16 protein-coding genes are annotated in these 17,241 nt (G+C 63.7%); 8 read left to right on the top strand and 8 right to left on the bottom strand.

What is annotated here, in order from left to right; genetic code table 11:
* Nucleotides 1-24 precede the first annotated feature (24 nt).
* The 3 genes from IC761_RS09425 to IC761_RS09415 all read left to right on the top strand — a co-directional run bounded on the left by IC761_RS09425 (nt 25) and on the right by IC761_RS09415 (nt 3,803).
* The gene (locus IC761_RS09425; RefSeq protein WP_195802973.1) at nt 25-1,539 is read left to right on the top strand and encodes an ATPase domain-containing protein; all 1,515 of its coding nucleotides are present in this window, start codon (nt 25-27) and stop codon (nt 1,537-1,539) included.
* The gene (locus IC761_RS09420) at nt 1,536-3,242 is read left to right on the top strand and encodes a response regulator (RefSeq protein WP_195802972.1); all 1,707 of its coding nucleotides are present in this window, start codon (nt 1,536-1,538) and stop codon (nt 3,240-3,242) included. The genes IC761_RS09425 and IC761_RS09420 overlap by 4 nt, the downstream gene beginning before the upstream one ends.
* A 63-nt stretch (nt 3,243-3,305) precedes the next feature.
* Nucleotides 3,306-3,803 (top strand): GNAT family N-acetyltransferase, encoded by a 498-nt coding sequence (locus IC761_RS09415; protein WP_195804606.1) that lies wholly within the window; start codon nt 3,306-3,308, stop codon nt 3,801-3,803.
* A 106-nt stretch (nt 3,804-3,909) separates the two neighbouring features.
* On the opposite strand, the gene IC761_RS09410 is transcribed toward IC761_RS09415, so the two are convergent.
* Nucleotides 3,910-4,395: a DUF417 family protein gene (locus IC761_RS09410; RefSeq protein WP_195802971.1), complete on the bottom strand. Its 486-nt coding sequence runs from the start codon at nt 4,393-4,395 to the stop codon at nt 3,910-3,912.
* 342 nt (nt 4,396-4,737) lie between these two features.
* Here IC761_RS09410 and IC761_RS09405 point away from each other — a divergent pair, with 342 nt between their 5' ends.
* Nucleotides 4,738-4,896, top strand: a complete 159-nt coding sequence (locus IC761_RS09405; protein WP_195802970.1) for a hypothetical protein — start codon at nt 4,738-4,740, stop codon at nt 4,894-4,896.
* Between the two features lie 53 nt (nt 4,897-4,949).
* Here the strand turns inward: IC761_RS09405 and IC761_RS09400 are convergent, their stop codons facing one another.
* Complete coding sequence (locus tag IC761_RS09400; RefSeq protein WP_195802969.1) at nt 4,950-5,960, bottom strand: zinc-dependent alcohol dehydrogenase family protein; 1,011 nt, start codon at nt 5,958-5,960, stop codon at nt 4,950-4,952.
* 85 nt (nt 5,961-6,045) lie between these two features.
* Between IC761_RS09400 and IC761_RS09395 the strand changes: the two genes are divergently transcribed.
* Nucleotides 6,046-6,393: a MerR family transcriptional regulator gene (locus tag IC761_RS09395; protein ID WP_195802968.1), complete on the top strand. Its 348-nt coding sequence runs from the start codon at nt 6,046-6,048 to the stop codon at nt 6,391-6,393.
* Between the two features lie 52 nt (nt 6,394-6,445).
* On the opposite strand, the gene IC761_RS09390 is transcribed toward IC761_RS09395, so the two are convergent.
* Nucleotides 6,446-7,045, bottom strand: a complete 600-nt coding sequence (locus IC761_RS09390) for a TetR/AcrR family transcriptional regulator (RefSeq protein ID WP_195802967.1) — start codon at nt 7,043-7,045, stop codon at nt 6,446-6,448.
* A 106-nt stretch (nt 7,046-7,151) separates the two neighbouring features.
* Here IC761_RS09390 and IC761_RS09385 point away from each other — a divergent pair, with 106 nt between their 5' ends.
* Entirely contained in the window at nt 7,152-7,892 is a 741-nt protein-coding gene (locus tag IC761_RS09385; protein ID WP_195802966.1) for a 3-oxoacyl-ACP reductase family protein, read from the top strand.
* A gap of 94 nt (nt 7,893-7,986) precedes the next feature.
* Nucleotides 7,987-8,346, top strand: a complete 360-nt coding sequence (locus IC761_RS09380) for a hypothetical protein (protein ID WP_195802965.1) — start codon at nt 7,987-7,989, stop codon at nt 8,344-8,346.
* Nucleotides 8,347-8,363: 17 nt separating this feature from the next.
* Here the strand turns inward: IC761_RS09380 and IC761_RS09375 are convergent, their stop codons facing one another.
* The gene (locus IC761_RS09375) at nt 8,364-8,900 is read right to left on the bottom strand and encodes a sterol desaturase family protein (RefSeq protein WP_195802964.1); all 537 of its coding nucleotides are present in this window, start codon (nt 8,898-8,900) and stop codon (nt 8,364-8,366) included.
* Nucleotides 8,891-12,262 (bottom strand): AAA family ATPase, encoded by a 3,372-nt coding sequence (locus tag IC761_RS09370; protein ID WP_195802963.1) that lies wholly within the window; start codon nt 12,260-12,262, stop codon nt 8,891-8,893. Before IC761_RS09370 ends, IC761_RS09375 begins: the two co-directional genes overlap by 10 nt.
* A 178-nt stretch (nt 12,263-12,440) precedes the next feature.
* On the opposite strand from IC761_RS09370, the gene IC761_RS09365 reads away from it, so the two are divergent.
* Nucleotides 12,441-13,280, top strand: coding sequence for a class I SAM-dependent methyltransferase (locus tag IC761_RS09365; protein WP_210338526.1), 840 nt, complete (start codon nt 12,441-12,443; stop codon nt 13,278-13,280).
* Between the two features lie 24 nt (nt 13,281-13,304).
* On the opposite strand, the gene IC761_RS09360 is transcribed toward IC761_RS09365, so the two are convergent.
* The 3 genes from IC761_RS09360 to IC761_RS09350 form a co-directional block, all read right to left on the bottom strand.
* Nucleotides 13,305-15,059 (bottom strand): di-heme-cytochrome C peroxidase, encoded by a 1,755-nt coding sequence (locus IC761_RS09360; RefSeq protein ID WP_195802962.1) that lies wholly within the window; start codon nt 15,057-15,059, stop codon nt 13,305-13,307.
* Nucleotides 15,060-15,514: 455 nt separating this feature from the next.
* Nucleotides 15,515-15,748 carry a hypothetical protein gene (locus IC761_RS09355; protein WP_195802961.1) on the bottom strand — a complete coding sequence of 78 codons (234 nt, stop codon included), beginning with the start codon at nt 15,746-15,748 and terminating at the stop codon, nt 15,515-15,517.
* Nucleotides 15,749-15,775: 27 nt separating this feature from the next.
* Nucleotides 15,776-16,900, bottom strand: a complete 1,125-nt coding sequence (locus tag IC761_RS09350; RefSeq protein WP_195802960.1) for a DUF2336 domain-containing protein — start codon at nt 16,898-16,900, stop codon at nt 15,776-15,778.
* Between the last annotated feature and the right edge of the window lie 341 nt (nt 16,901-17,241).

Below are 17,241 nucleotides of genomic sequence, written 5' to 3'. Positions count from 1 at the left end.
GGGGTGAAAGCGTCAGGAAGTTCGATGATCAGCAAAGCCAGCGCCGCTCAAGACGGTGAGTCCAAAGATTTGCCGAGAGTTTCGACGGGCAGCGAAGGGCTCGATAACATCCTCGGAGGGGGCTTCGATGCCAATCGGATGTACCTGTACGAAGGCAGGCCCGGCACCGGCAAGACCACGATGGCGCTCCAGTTCCTGCTGCGGGGTGTCCGGAGTGGCGAACGTGGGCTCTACATTTCCCTGTCCGAAACCAAGCGCGAGCTGGATCTCGTCGCAAAACGGCACGGCTGGTCGCTCGAGGGTGTCGACATCTTTGAACTGGTGCCACCGGAGACGACGCTCGATCCGGACCGCGAGCTCACGGTGTTCCATCCCGCCGAGATGGAGCTGAACGAAACGACAAACCTGGTTTTCAAGGAGGTCGAGCGCATCAATCCCGCCCGGGTCGTGCTCGACAGCCTGTCCGAACTGCGCCTCCTTGCCCAGAACCCGCTGCGTTACAGACGCCAGGTCCTGGCTCTGAAACACTTCTTCACCAACCGCAAGTGTACGGTCGTGCTTCTCGACGATCTCTCTTCGTCCCAGGACGACCTGCAACTGCATTCGATTGCACATGGCGTGGTGATGCTCGAACAACTCGCCATCGATTACGGCGCGGAGCGACGACGGCTCCGCGTGATAAAGATGCGCGGCATCAAGTTTCGCGGCGGCTTCCATGATTTTACGATCGAAGAAGGCGGCCTGCATATCTTTCCACGGCTGGTCGCCGCCGAGCATCACAAGCCTTTTCGCGGCGAATGCACTCCTAGCGGCAATACTGAACTGGATCAACTCCTCGGAGGCGGCCTCGAGCGCGGCACCAACGCGCTCCTCATAGGCGCCGCCGGCGTCGGTAAGTCATCCCTTGCATTGACTTATGCGATAGCGGCAGCCGAGCGCGGCGAACACGCAGTCTTTTTCGCCTTCGACGAAGGCCGCGGCACGGTCGAAGCCCGCGCCAAAACGCTTGGATTGCCTCTCGAAAAGTATATCGAGTCCGGCCACATCCGCTTTCAACAGATCGATCCGGCCGAACTGTCACCGGGCGAGTTCGCTGCAAACGTGAGAAGAAGCGTCGAATGCGACAATGCGCGCATCGTCATCATCGACAGTCTGAACGGCTACCTCAATGCCATGCCGGACGAACGCTTTCTCATCCTGCAGATGCACGAGCTCCTGAGCTATCTTGCGCAGCAAGGGGTGCTGACCATCCTGGTTCTCGCCCAGCATGGGCTAGTCGGGCCAATGGATACGCCGCTCGACATCAGCTATCTGAGCGATGCCGTGATCATGCTGCGATATTTCGAGGTGGGCGGCACGGTGCGGCGTGCCTTGTCGGTGGTCAAGAAGCGCAGCGGTCAACACGAGCACACCATCCGCGAGTTTCGCCTCAGCAGCGCCGGCATCAGGTTGGGTCCTCCGCTCAAGGAGTTCAGCGGCATCTTTTCGGGCAATCCGAGTTACACTGGCAAGGCAATGCCGGAAGGATCGGCCGGATGAGCGCCAGGCGAGATCATCATGTTCTCGTCTTTGCTCCGATAGGACGCGACGGACAGGCTGCCGCGGAGCTCTTCCGCGGCTCGAGCCTCGAAGCGATCAACTGCCGAAGCCTTCCCCAACTTCTCGACGAGATGACCGCGGGCGTAGGGGCGGTTTTCCTTGCCGAAGAAGGTCTGTTTGGGAAGGATACGGCGCCGCTGGCGCAATGGATCGCGAATCAGCCGCCATGGTCCGACCTCCCTTTCGTCATTCTCACCAGTCATCGCGAGCATCCCGCCGTCGTCGCATGGCGCCGCGGCATTGTCGCGCTTCTCCGAAACGTCTCGCTGCTCGAACGGCCAGTCCAGCCGATAACGCTGACAAGCGCCATTCAATCGGCCATGCGGGCCCGAGGGCGTCAATACGAGATCCGGGCATTGCTTGAGGCGCGCGAGCAGACGGCCCAACAACTCGAAAGACTGGTCGTCGAGCGCACGCGCGCGCTGGAGGATGCCAATGAGCAGTTACGCCTCGAAATGAACGAGCGCGCCCGGATCGAGGAGGCGCTCCGCCAGGCTCAGAAGATCGAGGCCATCGGCCAGTTGACCGGCGGAGTGGCGCATGACTTCAACAATCTGCTGATGGTTATTTCCGGCGGGCTGGACATGCTTGACCGTCAGACAGACCCTGCCCGCCGTCGCCGCTTGATGGACGGGATGGTCCAGGCCGCCCAGCGCGGCGCCAGCCTGACCAGGCAGCTTCTTGCGTTCTCGCGCCGGCAGACGCTCCGGCCCGAGCCCGTCGACGTCGCCTTGCAGATGGGCGGCATGCGCGAGCTGCTCGATCGAAGCTTGAGGGGCGACGTCCACGTCGAGTTCGATTTTCCGGACACGCTCTGGCCGGTGGAGGTCGATCCCGGCGAGCTCGAACTCGTGGTTCTCAACCTGGCGGTCAACGCCAGGGACGCCATGCCCAATGGCGGCACGATTGTCGTGCGAGGAGAAAATCTCCCCGATTTGAATGACGAGCAGATCGTTGGCGACTATGTGCGCCTGTCCGTCGTCGATACCGGCGTGGGCATGGGACCGGAGATTTTGTCGCGCGTTTTCGAACCGTTTTTCACGACGAAGGAAGTCGGAAAAGGGTCGGGGCTCGGCCTTGCCCAGGTCCACGGATTTGCGACGCAGTCGCGGGGAATGGTCCGCATTCGATCGGAAGTCGGCCAAGGCACCAGCATCGAGCTTTACCTGCCGCGGTCCCACCGCGTGCCGCCCAAGGAGCGGCACCTCATCGATCTCAACATGGTGCGGCCCAAAAAGGACAATCATGGCAGAATCCTTCTCGTGGAGGACGATGACGAGGTTGCGGCACTGGTGAGCGAGATGCTTGGTCAGCTCGGCTACGAGGTCACACGTGCTGCGAGCGGTGCCGCCGCGCTCGGTGCCTTGGCCGATGGCCGCGCCGTCGACCTGATCTTTTCCGACATCATGATGCCGGGCGGCATGAATGGGGTCGAGTTGGCGCATGAGATCAAAAGAAGACGAAGCGACATCCCCGTCCTTCTGACCAGCGGATACTCCGAGGCCGCGGTTCACGAAGCCGAACTGGCGGGTATCCAGATTTTGCCGAAACCTTATCATATCGACGAGCTGGCCGCGGCGCTCAACACGGTCAAGTCAGAATTTGGGCCGGACACGGAGTCCAAACGGTCCAACCGGTGCTGATGTCGTGCGGTTTCGCATCGCGAAGGGATCGACGATAGGCCTTAAGAGCGGCTATCAGTGTCCATGGACCGTTTCTCCACCGACAGGCTGATCGCCGAGCGATTGCGTGACGATCACCTCGCCGACCTCGTCGCGCTCCACCTCGATCCCGAAGTGTCCCGCTATCTCGGCGGCGTGCGTGCGCCGGAGGCGACGAAGGCTTACCTCGCCGTCAACATCGCGCATTGGGACCGGCACGGTTTCGGACTGTGGGCGCTGCGAACGCGCGATGGCGCGTTTGCCGGACGGGCGGGCATCCGGCACATCCTCGTCGACGGCATCGACGAGATCGAGATCGCTTACACGTTCAAGCGGGAATTCTGGGGCCAGGGGCTTGCCAGCGAGATCGCGATCGCGCTGACGCAGATCGGGCTGTCGCAGCTCGCGTTGCCGTCGCTCATCGGCCTGGTGTTCGTCGGGCACCGCGCGTCGCGCCGCGTGCTGGAGAAAGCGAACTACGTCCTCGAAAAGAGCACGATTCATCACGGCGAGGATGTCGTGATTTACCGCATCCGACAGTGAGAGCCGCAAGTCTGTAGGATGGGTAGAGCGGAAGCGAAACCCATCACGCCTCGACACGCTCGGAAGCCATGATGGGTTTCGCTTCCGCTCTACCCATCCTACGGCCTCAGCCGGTGCGCAGCCGAACCACCGATTGCGGCAGAGAGGCGAGGAACAGCACGACGCACACACAGAGCAGGACGACATCCTTGAACAGAAACTCGCCGGCGAGATTCCACGCCATCGGATCGGATGACAGGCTCCATGTGACGACGCCCGGCGTCGTGAAAAAGAACGACCAGGTGATCGCGAAGGTCACCACGCCCATGAACGAGCCGAGCGCGGACAGGATTGGGCTGAAGCTGCCTGCCACGAGCAGTGCCGCAATCACGAATTCAGTGACACCGAGGACATAGGCCTCTCCCCTCAGGCCGAATATCGACAGCCAGGAGATGAACGGACTGTTGCCGATGAACTGGGCGATGCCCTGTGCCGATTGCGGCGTGAATTTCTGCATCCCGAACGAGACGAAGATGACCACCATGACCCAGCGGAGAATGGCGAGCGGACGATAGGAACCACCACCGGTCTCAGCGACGTAGAACTCTCTCATGTGACCGTTTCTCCCCGGATTGCACATGCGTCAGCTTGCGAACGAGCACGTTCGCCAAGGGCTGTACGGGTGCAAGCAGCTGCCGTTACGTGCGTTCGGGGCTCGTTCGTTCACAGCTGCGTGCGACGGCGCATCGCGCATCTTGAGATCCCGTGAGCGTCACCGGCTGGTTTCAGAGCCGGCCATGCCGCACAGCGTAGGGTGGGCAAAGCGAAGCGTGCCCACCAGCACCCGCATGGCAGCTACTGGACCACCTGTAATCTGCTTCACACGCGAATGCGCCAAACGACGCTAGATGATGAAGCAGGCCTCGCCTCCGCGCGGCCTGCTTCGGAGCTGGCGATGATGGCTGCACTGGCAAGAGCAATAACCCGCGCGACGGGAACCAATGTCGACGTCGAAACGCTAAAAGTCCTCGCGATCTTCTCGGGCGCGGGCTTGCTGATCTCGCTGGTCGCGGCAATGATCTACGGACAGGCCCTCAACGCCGCTCTGTTTTGAGATCGTGCATGCTTGCAAGATGGGTCGAGCGGATGCGAAACCCATCCCGTCCGCTAGAACTCGACAACGACCTTGCCGAAGTGCGAGCCGGTCCGCAGGTGAGCATACGCTGCGGGTGCCTCGTCGAAACCGTAGACCCGATCGACGACCGGGTGGATCGTGTGTTCGGTCAAGACGCGATTCATCGTGGTGAAATGTTCGACCGATCCGACGGTGACACCGATGATGTCGGCATTCTCCCATTGAAGGCGCGCGAGGTCGGGCTTCGGGCCGAACCCGGTCAAAACACCAATCTGAACAATCTTGCCACCCGACGCGACCGATCGCAGCGATCGATCATAGGTGCCGGGGCCGCCGAGTTCGAGGATATGGCTGGCACCTTTGCCGTCCGTCGCTTGCATCAGGGCGACATCCCAGTCAGGCGTGTCACGGTAGTTGATGAGGATCGAGGCGCCCATCGCCTTGGCACGGTCGAGTTTCTCATCCGACGAAGATATCACAATCGCGCGCGCCCCCAGCGCCGCTGCGAGCTGAAGGCCGAACAGCGCGACGCCGCCTGTCCCCTGGACCAGCAGTGTGTCGCCTTTGCCCATCCCGGCACGTGCGATGAGGCCGTGCCAGGCCGTGACACCGGCACAGGGCAAGGTCGCGGCTTCGACCGAGGTGAGGTGCGCCGGCACGGAGACGAGCGCCGTTGCCGGCAGCACGACATACTCCGCGAGCATTCCGTCCATCGTGTTGCCACCGAGCGCTGACGCAACATAGCTGGCCTTGAACGGCCCCGAGACCCAGTCGCGAAAGAACGATGCGGCAACGCGGTCGCCGGGCCGCCATTGCTGGACGTCCGAGCCGATGGCATCGACGACGCCCGCGCCGTCGGAGAGCGGCACGCGGCCGTTGAGCCCACCCTGGCCCACCCGATCGAGGATCAGGAGGTCGCGGTAGTTCAGACTTGCCGCTTCGACCCGGATGCGAACTTCACCATTGGCGGGTTCGGGTTTGCTGACTTCGGCTCGCACAAGGCCGCCAGCACCTGCATCGCCATTCAAATGGAAGGTTTTCATGTTTGCTCCTTCGCAAGCGGTATTCACCTGGATGAGCACAATCTGTAAGGTCTGACAGCGCTGTCAGGGTCAAGAGGTTTTTCAGATGAAGATTGGCGAACTCTCCCGGCGGACCGGCGTCAGCGTCCGAATGCTTCGCTACTACGAGGGCGAAGGACTGCTTGCGCCCCAGCGGTCCGGCTCCGGCTATCGCGACTATGGGCCGGCCGACGAGGAAACCGTGCGGCGGATCAAAATGCTTGGTTCCGCCGGGATGACGCTCGAAACGATCCAGCGGCTACTCCCGTGCGTGCAGAACTGCGATCCGGCTTTCAGGCCGTGCAACGAGCTGCGAAGAATCCTCGCTCAGCAGGTCGGCCAGATCGACGAACGTATCGAGACGCTCAGCCAGAGCCGGACAATTCTTGCTGGCTTCCTGGCAAGCGTGAACTGATCGCACACCTCGCGTCGATGCCTGTCATCCGCCGCGTTACTCCGTCGCCTCGCTACCGCTCACCCTCACCCGGCCACGCCGCCATCGCCGCTGCGACGGCGCCTTTCAGCTCCGCCGGCGTGGCGCCGTCCTTGGCCTGGATGGCCATGCCCTGGAAGACGCTGAGATAGAATCGGCTGAGCGCATCGATGTCGGTTGCGGCCGGCAGCTCGCCATTGGCGATCGCAGCCTCCAGCCGCGCGCGCAGATTGCCGAGCATGTCGAGCCGGAGCTTCTTGACCATTCGGGCGATGGTCGGCGGCCATTCGTCGCTGACGGCGCCCAGCACGGCCATGCAGCCGGCGGGGGCCGTCCGGGATTTCGGCAGGGTCTCGGCCGCGGCGACCAGCAAATTCCCGATGCCGGCACGCGCGGTCGCGCCGTCCGCGAGCCTGTCCCAAACCGGTTGCCCCTGGGTCAGCACGTAGTGCTCGATCGCGGCGAGATAGAGCGCTTCCTTGCTTTCGAAAGCCGCATAAAGGCTCGGCGAGCGGACGCCCATGGCGTCGCACAGATCGTTCATCGAGGCGGACGCATAGCCCTTGCGCCAGAACAGGACCATGGCGGCCTCGAGCGCCGCCTCGCGATCAAATTCCCGTGGCCGTCCCGCCATTGCGTCTCCTTGGCGCCCATTTCTGTAATGATCAACACATAATTCACTTGACCCCGTCGATCAAGGCTCTATCTATTCTGTGTCGATCATTACAAAATAGGAGAGCATGATGACACTGGCAGGAAAACGGGCCCTGGTGACGGGCGCAAGCAGAGGGATCGGCGCGGCCATTGCAAAGGCGCTGGCCGCGGAAGGCGCCGATGTCGCGATCACCTATGAAAAGTCCGCGGACAGCGCCGCTGAGGTCGTCGACGCCATCAAGGCGACGGGGCGGAAGGCCGTGGCGATCCAGGCCGACAGCGCCGATGTCGCCGCCGTCCAGGCCTCGGTCGAGAAGACCGTCGCCGCGCTCGGCGGGCTCGATATTCTGGTCAACAATGCCGGAATTCTGCGACTGGCCGGCGTCAAGGACATGTCGCTTGCCGACATCGATGCGCTCTTGAACGTCAACGTGCGCTCCCCGATCGTCGCGAGCAAGGCCGCGCTGGCCCACTTGGGCAAGGGCGGCCGCATCATCACCATCGGCAGCTACTTCGCCGACCGCGTGCCCGCGCCGGTGCTCGGCGTCTACGCGGCCTCGAAATCAGCGCTGATCGCGTTCACGAAGGCGCTCGCGCGCGAGGTCGGCCCCAAGGACATCACGGTCAATTTGGTGGCGCCGGGCTCGATCGATACCGACATGAACCCCGCCCACGGCCCGACCGCGGACACCCTGAAGCAGTTCATGGCATTGGGCCGCTATGGCGCGGCCGAGGACATCGCCAATGCGGTTGCGTTCCTGGCGAGCACCAAGGCGAAGTACATCACCGGCTCGACGCTGACCGTCGATGGCGGCGCGAACGCTTAAACGTGAAACAACAGCACGGCCGGGCATGGCCCGGCCGCGCCGTTGCACTCGGATTTGAATGGCTTTCACGGCATCGGCTGTCTATGGTCGATTCATGTCCCGCCTGATGTGTCTATTCATTGCTGTCATCGTGTCGCTGCTGCCGGTCTTCGCGCCGGCTGCGGCGGTCGACAAGAAGCCCAAGCAAAGCTGGCATGGCTACGGCTTCCTGCCGGGCTATCGGCAGCCGCTGAGCAACAGCCAGCCGCTCTACATGCAGAAGAACGGCCTGCGACGCTACGCGCGCGACAACCGGCGCAACTGGTATATCGACCCGGTGCCCTATTATTACGGCTGGAACGGCGACTGGCACTATTTCGGCCGGCCCGGCTTTGGCGGCCCCCGCTACAATGGCGGCAGCTTCGGCCCGTGCTGGACGCGAACGCCGATCGGCGCGATCTGGAATTGCGGCTGAGCTGACGATTGCGCCGCTCACTCCGGGCGGAACGTCCCGAACACGTGATCCCACAGGCTGGTGACCACGCCGAAATTGCACGGCGTCTTGCCGTAATGATGCAGGGCGTGACGGCGCTTCAATCGCCACAGATAGGTGCCGCGCTTGATGTGGTGGTGATGAACGACGTGGTGAAGCAGACCGAAATAGATGTAGCCCATCATCAGCCCCGCCGTCACCGCGCACGCCGTCGCAAAGCCGATCGCGAGCCAGATCGGCAGCAGCGATCCGAGGAAGATCGAGCCCAGACTCAGCCAGAGCGGCGAGCCGACCAGCGCGCGCGGATCGGTATGGTGCACGTCGTGCAAGGCTGCAAGAAAAGCCGGACCGTGCAGGGCGAAGCGATGGATGACGTACTCGGCGAGACTCCATAGCGCCAGACCGCACACGAAGCCGATCGCCGCCTGTTCCCAGCGCAGCGGATCGGTCTTGAGCAACGAGACCGCAACCAGCCCGGCGCTTGCCAGGGGATAGATGACGTAATCGGCGAAATACAGGAACCTGTTCAATTGCATGGGCTTGTCTTGATCGAACGGTCCAGGGCCTCGCGTGCCTCGAAAATTTCCGGCAGCTCCTGTGTGCTGGTGAACTTGCCCACGATGGGCGCGAGCACCGCGCGCGCCTGCTCGCCCGTTCCGCTGGCGAGATACAATCTGCCGAGCGAGAGCGCGGCCCGCAGCTCGAACGTGGCCGCCTGCTGCCGGCGCGCGGTCTCGAGGGCGAGCGTGAAGGCGGCCTCGGCTGCGACAATATCTCGCGGATCCTTGCGCAGCATCAGCTCGCCGCGCCGGCGGTGGATCTCGGTGGTGAACCATTCCTGGCCGGTGCGCTCCACCTCGACGAGCTGCTCGTCGAGGATCGCGAGCGCGTCGTCGAACTGCCCCTCGCCGGCCTTGGCCTCCGCAAGCAACGCCCAGGTCAGGGGCACGTAGAGCCCGGTCGCCATCTTGCCAACCAGCGGCAGTCCGATCGAGTCCTGCATCGCCTGGAGCCCGACCGCGCGATCGCCCAGATGGCAGCGGATCCAGCCGTTCCAGAATTTGCCCGCCCGCGTGTAGAGCAGCAGGCCGTGCTCGCGGCTGAGCTCGATGACGGCATCGACATGCGGCTTGGCCCGCTCGGGGCTGCCGCGAACCGCCTCGAGAACGATCTTGTGGAAATGCGCGTAGACCATCGTCGCGACATGGCCGCTGTCCGCGGCGCGCCGGATCGACTCCTGTGCCAATTGCTCGGCGCGATCGACCTCGCCGAGCGGCCAGAGCACCAGCGCGAGGTAGATCGCCGCCGCGATGCCGTAATCATGCCCGTACAGGAAGGCGAGATTCTTGTCGTGCTCGTAGCGGTAGATGGTCAGCGCCTGCTCGAGATGCTGCTTGGCATCGACGAAATTGCCCTCGAACCAGCGCGTCATGCCGCCGACGCGATGGGCGATCCCCGCCTCCGGTGAGTCTGGTCGATCGCCCGTATCGTGCAGGAAGGCCCGCGCCAGCTCCTGCATCGATCCGAGCTCGCTGCGAACGAGGCTTCCGACCCAGAGGCCGTAGGTCGCGGCGAACCGCTCGGGAGCGCCCTTGAGCCTGGATGCAAGCTCCCGCGCCCGCGTGAAGGCGACCGACGTCTCCGGCGCGCCATATCCGCGCGTCGCGATCAGCGCGTTGCCATAGGCGATCTGCACTTGCAGCCGCCGGCTCTGCCCGGCCGGGCTTTCGCTCAAACCCTCGGCGAGGCCGATCGCCTTGGTCAGATGCGCGATGGCTTCGTGATAGGCCGAGCGGCGCAGCGCGCGGTCGCCGGCCTTGCCCCACCATTCCACGGCGTCCTCGACCAGGCCCGCCTGGGTGAGATGATGCGCGGCGATTTCGGGCGATGCCGCCGCAATGTCCGGAAACTGGTCCTGGAGCGCTGCGGCGATCCGCTCGTGCAATCTGCGCCGGCTGCTCTTGAGCAGGCTCTCGTAAGCGGTGTCCTGCACCAGAGCGTGCTTGAACGTATAGACCCCTTCGGGTGCGGAGCGGCTGCGGAAGATCAGTTCGGCGCGTTCGAGCTGGGCGAGCTGGGCATCGAGCTCGGCATCGTCCTTGTCGGCGATGGCGCGCAGCAGCACATCGGAGAACTCGCGGCCGATCACGGCGCACACTTGCGCGACTTCCTTGGCCGGGCCGAGCCGGTCGAGCCGTGCCATCAGCGAATCCTGCAGCGTCGAGGGTATCGAAAGGCGCGGCAGGCTGCCGCCGATCCTGTAACGGCCGCCATCGGTCTTTTCGAGGATGCCCATCTCTAGCACGGTACGCGTCAACTCCTCGACGAACAACGGGATGCCGTCGGTCCGCGCCGCGATTTGCGTGACGAGCTCGGACGGGACCGAGCGGCTTCCGACCACATCGGTGATCATGCGCTCGACATCGGTCTCCTTGAGCCGTCCGAGCTCCAGCGTCGTCATGTTCGCCGGGCCCATCCACGGCAGCGTGAACTCGTCCCGGAATGTCAGGACCAGCAGGACGCGAAGCTGGTCGGCAAGCCTGACCGCGAGCTCGAGCAGCTCGAGCGAGGTCGCATCCGCCCAATGCAGATCTTCGACGATGCAGAACACCGGCGCCTCGGTGCTCAGACGCTGGAGACGCTGGATCAGCGCCGCCAGCGTATTGCGGCGCAGCTGCTGCGGCGTCCATGCGAGTGGCAGATAGCGTCCGTCGGTCGGGATCGACAGCAGATCCGCAAACAGCGGCACCAGCGTTGGCGTCTTCAGATTGGTCCGTCCGAGCAAGGCTTCGAGCTTGCGCAGCCGCTGCGGATTGGTATCGCCCGGCCCGAGCTTCGCGGCCCGCTGAAGCTGCGTGATGACCGGGTAAAGCGCGCTGGCGCGGTGATGCGGCGAGCACTGATAGCGCAAGCGGATGTGCGGCTCGGCTGCGACCCGCTCGCTGAGGAAATGCGCCGCGAGCCGCGACTTGCCGATACCCGGCTCGCCCGAAATCAGCACGACCTGGCCCTGGCCGCGCCAGGCCCGCTGCTTGCACTCCGCAAGCCGATCCAGCTCCTGCTCGCGGCCGACGAACCCGACGAGACCCTGGGAGTGGTAGGCTTCGAAGCGGCTCGAGAGCGCGGACGCAGCATCCACCGCCCAGACCTCGATGGGCTCGCTGAAGCCCTTGATCGAGCGCGTTCCGAGCTGGCGCAGCTGGAACAGATTGCCGAGCAGCCGCCGCGTCGAGGACGCGATGATGACGGAGCCGGGATCGGCGAATGTCTGCATCCTTGCCGCGAGGTTGGGCGTTTCGCCGATCACCTCGAGCCGGCTCGACGCGCCCTTTGCGATGAGATCGCCGACGACGACGAGCCCGGTCGCAATCCCGATGCGTACCTCCAGCTGGAGATCCGGCTGCGCCTTGATGGCCTGAACGGCGGCGATGGTCTCGAGCCCTGCGCGCACCGCGCGTTCGGCATCGTCCTCATGGGCGGACGGATAGCCGAAATACGACAGAATTCCGTCGCCCACCAAGCGCGAGACGATGCCGTCATAGCGGGCGATGACGGCGGTCGCGGCCTCGCGATAGGCCTGAAGGATCTCGCGCATCTCCTCGGGATCGAAGCGCTGCGACAATGCGGTCGAGCCGACCAGATCGCAGAACATGATCGTGAGCTGACGGCGCTCGGCCCCCGTGTCGACCTTGGGTGCGGCAAGACGCGGCTCCGGCACGTCCAGCTCGGCAATCGAGCGCAGCAGCTTGCGGCGATGCCCGAGCACGACACCCATGCTTGCGAGGTCGCGATCGGTAATCTCGGAAAGAATGTCGAAATCAATGCCGTGGTCGGAAAAGGACTTCAGATATTGAGGGAGGCCGACCTTCTCCAACCAGGCAGCAACCTGCCCAGTCATCACCCGCGGTCCAGCATTATTGTACTAAACCTAAAGTATATCTTCCGTCCGAATGAAGTCAATCGCGCTAGGCACACGTCGTCATTGTTGACGCATCGAAAGCCATTTGACGCATTGAAGGCCTTGGCCCATCCTTGATGGTGGAAGCGTTCCCCATTTTCGCGTGAGAGTATTCCTCGTGAAGCAGGATCTGTATCCAACCGAGACAAGCCCCGTTCACTCGGCTGTCGTAAAACTGTTCTATTCGCGCGCCGCCCGCCACCTCTTCACCAACGCCTGGTACTCCCTGGTGAGCAATCTCGACAGGGGCGCGGCCATCCGATTCCTCAATTACGGCTACGCCTCGCTGAACGGCGACCAGGTTGACCTGCAAGAGGCGGACGAGCCCGATCGCTATGCGATCCAGCTCTATCACCACACGGTGTCGGGGAGTGCGATCGCCGGGAAGGACGTGCTGGAGGTCGGATGCGGCCGCGGCGGCGGCGCATCCTACGTCGCGCGCTATCTCCAGCCTGCGAGCTACACCGGGCTCGACATCTGCAAGCCGGCGATCCGATTTAGCCAGGCCCGCTATGCCGATCAGGGCAACCTCGCCTTCCGCGTCGGCAATGCGCTCAGCCTGCCGTTCGAGAACGACAGTTTCGATGCGGTGATCAATGTCGAGAGCGCGCAGCATTATGGCGACATGGTGCGCTTCCTCGATGAGGTCCACCGCGTGCTCAGGCCCGGCGGCGAATTCCTGATGGCCTGCTTCGAGGACCGGTCCAAGGACGTGTTTCCGCGAGAGTCCCTCCAGCAGTCGCGCCTGCGCCTCGTCAAGGAGGACGACATCACGGCCAATGTGGCGCGCGCCCTCGAGCTCGACGGCGCGCGGCGGACCGCGCTCGCAGCCGAGATCGTGCCGCGGCTCCTGCGCGGCGTGTCGCACGAGTTCGCGGGCATTCCAGGCACGCAGCTCCATACGTCGTTTGCGAACGGCGAATGCCCCTATTACTGCTTCACCTGCCGCAAGGATTGAGCGGCAGGCTCACGGCGTCTTGCCTCACAGTGTCTTGAGATACTCGATCAGCGCCCTGCGGTCGTCCTCGCTCAGATCCGTTCCATAAATGTGCCCGGCGTTCGAATTGCCGCGCACGGAGGTGTCGAACAGGAATGCGCCAGGCGTCCGGCTCGACATCTGATATCCGACCTTTGCCGGGTCGAACTCCCAATTGCCGACATAGAACGTCTTCGGCCGCTGGCCCGGCAAAACGAGGAGGTCATACAGCGACGGCACGGAGCCGTTGTGCAGATACGGCGCCATCGCCCAGATCCCGTTCAGCGGCCTTGCCCGGTACGCGAGCGGGCCCCTGTACCGGTTTGGACGGCCGCAGTTGATCTCGGCCGCAGCCGCCGCATTGCCCTTGGATTTCGCAATCCATTGGTCGGCAATGATGCCGGTGAGAGCTTCTGCGGCCTTGTAGTTGGACATGGAGTCCGGGCCTCCGATCTTCGACAGCGCAATCTTGCGGCTGTTGAACGTCGTCGCCTGCTCGGGGTCAGTGCCGATCTTGTCGAGATCGACCAGCGGGATCTGGATCTCGTCGCAGGCCCCGGGAGGCGCCACGGCGGGAGCGGCATCGTGGCAATCGGCGCAGGCGCTCGCATAAACGAGCCCGCCGCGTGCCACCTGCTTCTGGTCAGGCGCACCCAGGATCGATTCCGGCCAGCGCGGCGAGCGCAGATCCATCAGCGCCCGCTGTCCCCACACCACATTCTCCATCTGAATCCCGTGGGTCACGTCGGGTGTGATCATCGTAGCATCGTGCTTGATCGGCGCCAGCACACCGAGCGCTTCGACAAGGCTGCGCGTCAGCGGCTGACGGATGGAGCCGTTGTACAGTACCCAGCTGAAGCGCGGCGTGTCCCACAGCGCCGGATATCTGACCGGCGCTGTCAGGTGCGCGTAGTTCCTGGTCTCACCGATGTCCGTCTTGTCGCTCATCAGCCTGAAGGGGCCCGCAAGAAGCTGATTCAGGCCGGCGCCATGCGCGTCCAGCCGGCCCGCACCGTTCGCCGTATCGCCCGAGTTCGCACCTACGATCTGGTTGAACTTGTCCGCGGCCTGCAAAACTTCGCCAAAACATGGCAGCCCGGTGCTGAGATCAGCGGGCGAAGCCTTCACCCGCGCCAGGAAGCGCTGCTTGGCCCCCTGCCTATCCGTGAGGACGTCGGTGATGGACCCGACGAGCTGTTCGACGAACGTATCGATATCAATATGGGACGGGCCGCCCTCGATGCGGATCTGCTGGCCGCGATAGCTGACTTGCCCGGTGTGGCAACCCGCGCAGCCCAGGCCGAGCCATTTGCCCTTCCAGCACGCATGCCGGCCGTCCTGAATATCGACCGGCGTGCTGTAGAGACCGACGCCGAGACCGTCCGGGTTGGTCGCGCTGACGGGCTCTGTGAGGAAGCCCAGCCGCTGCAAATTCGCAGGCGCCCTGATCAGCTCGGTTTGTCCCGGCGGCTGCCCCGGCTGCTCGAGCGCGAGAAACCATTCATAGGGGACCAGCGCCGTCCCCTGCGAGATGAAATGCCAGCGGTCAGCGGTGTCGGTAGTCCAGCCCTGTTGCAGGTGGACGGGATTGGCCGGCGTCGGCTTGTCGTCGGCTGCAGCGCAAATGAAAACGCCGAGAACGGCCGCGATGGCAAGCAATGCTACGCGTACATTAAATTTCATATTCGGCTCCAATGGCTGTGAAGCTCTCAATACGGCAACTCTGAATCGGCACTTCCAGCCGGCCGCCGCCGCGATCAATCAACGCGGCCTCGCGTCCGGCACTGGTCAACAATGACGTCAATGCGTTCGCCGCGCAGGCAATCGGCGATCATGCACCCCTGATGCAGCTGCGCCCCGCACCGGAAGCCTTCCAATCATCTTCGAGCAAATGACAATGTTCAAACAAACGACAACGGCAGCCCGCGAAGGGCCGCGTCCCGAGCGCATGCAGAATAACCCGCAAGCACGTCCGTCCGCGTGAAACGGTTCACAAAGAAGGCATGCCGCCCCCTCGCGACCGCTCCAGACCCCATTGCCCGCCGGCGCCTCACGGCGCCTGCAAGTGCAGGCTACATCATGTCATGAATTATCGCAAAGGTAGAAGTGGGGCCGGCACCTCGCCGTCTTGGCGAGGTGCGACAAGCCAGGTGGCGTCCTGGCCTTGCCAATACCGGTCGCCTGACGGCCGGAGAATGGGCATCAGGCTCCGAAGCTTAGCGGAAATACCCCAGCACGAGATCGAGATCCGAGCTGCCGGCGACCGTGCCGTTCAGCTCGGCGTCGATGACGCGGCGGCAGGCTTCGACCGCGGCGTGGTCGCCGAGATCGTTGGCGGCTTCCAGCACGAGCCAGGCGGCATCGACGGAGGCCTTGTCCGGAGCCGATCCACTCGCCTCGGCGTTGAGGCTCTTGGTCTTGCGAACTGCGGTGCCGAATTGAGGCAACATTGCCAATACTCCTCTCTCGCTTTCCGCTCAGTGGACCTGAAGCTCGGGCTGACGGCCCGCAGCTGCATCGGCACCCGCGCTGTTCTTGCGCGACTGGTAGAACTTCAGGATGCTGCGCGACGTCTCGACCTTGAGCCGGCCGAAATCGCGCTCGTTGTCGTGGAGCTCGCGCGCCGTGATCAGATGATCCTTGGCGCCGAGGAACAACAGCGACATCGTCGTGTCCCAGGAGAAGGCGAGCGCCTTGCACAGCACCAGCAGCATCTCGCGGTTGCGGTCCATCAGCGCGCGCTCGATCACGTCGACCGGCAGCGCGGACAGCAGCGACAGGCCGATCTGCACCTCGTCGAAGCGATGCTGGCGGGCGTAATTGGCGATCGAATCTTGGTTGAGGTTGCCCTGGCGATACTGCGTCGTCACCACGCGCTTGGCGACGAAATAGCTGCGCGAGGACGGGCCGAACTTGGACTGGAGATCGCCGGTGACATCGGTCACCGAGCTCTGGATCTGCGCCATCATCTCCGGCCGCTCGGTCTCGAGCCGGCGGCGGACGTCCTCCGACGCCTTGGAGATGAGCTGCTGGAAGACGTGCCGCGGCACGTCCTTGCGCAGGCCGATCTGCTCGGCGAGGATCGAATCGCCCTCGGCGCGCCGGACCATGTGCAGCAGGCCGGAGCCGGAGAAACGCGCGCCCTCGTTCTTCGCAACCGAAGTCACGACCTCCTGGTCGCCGCGCTTGACCAGCACGTCGGTCACGGCTTCGCCGATCGATTTGCGCTGGGAGATCGCGAGCAGATGCGACTGGCCCTTGGTCATGGCGCTTTCGACCAGCACCTTCTCGTCGAGCCGGGTGGAGTCACGCAGCACCGGGCCTGCGACCTCGATCTCGTCGTCGAGGGCGAGCTTCTCGATGACGTTGAGCGGAGCGTGATCGCACGCCGCCATCAATTCGGAGAGCTGCGCCCGCGCCTCCATCTCGATCTCGTCGGCAAGCCGGCCGATGACCTCGCCGAACATGCTGATCTCGTCGTCGACATAGCGACCGGTGATCAGAAGGTCGGTCGCATGCCACAACGCCCGCGTCCGGCTCTCGTCGGTGCCGCGCGCGATCGCGTCGTCCAGATCCTGCAGAAGCGATTTTGCCCCGTTCATCTCGGTAACCCCAATTCTTGGCCCAGTCCTTGGCCGGCTATCCTGCCTCGACCGGCAGGACGCGGATTCCTCTGAAAGCCGAGACTAGGGAACAAACGCGAGAATCCAGTAAAATCGGCAGCTCAGTTTTGCCGACAAAAATTCATTCAAATGCGAGGGAATGCGTCTACCGGCGGGCAAGGCGGAGGTGCGCTCCCTCTCCAGCTTGCGGGAGAAGGTTGGGGAGAGGGCGCCTCCACAAAGGGACAATCCCCAAGTGGAAAGAGCCCTCACCCGGCGCTTTGCGCCGACCTCTCCCGCAAGCGGGAGAGGTGAACACCGCGCCTTGCGGCAGGGCACCG

This window comes from Bradyrhizobium commune (genome assembly GCF_015624505.1).
GTDB lineage: Bacteria > Pseudomonadota > Alphaproteobacteria > Rhizobiales > Xanthobacteraceae > Bradyrhizobium > Bradyrhizobium commune.
The sequence above is the reverse complement of the archived record's forward strand: the minus strand, read 5'-3'. Positions and strand labels throughout refer to the sequence as shown.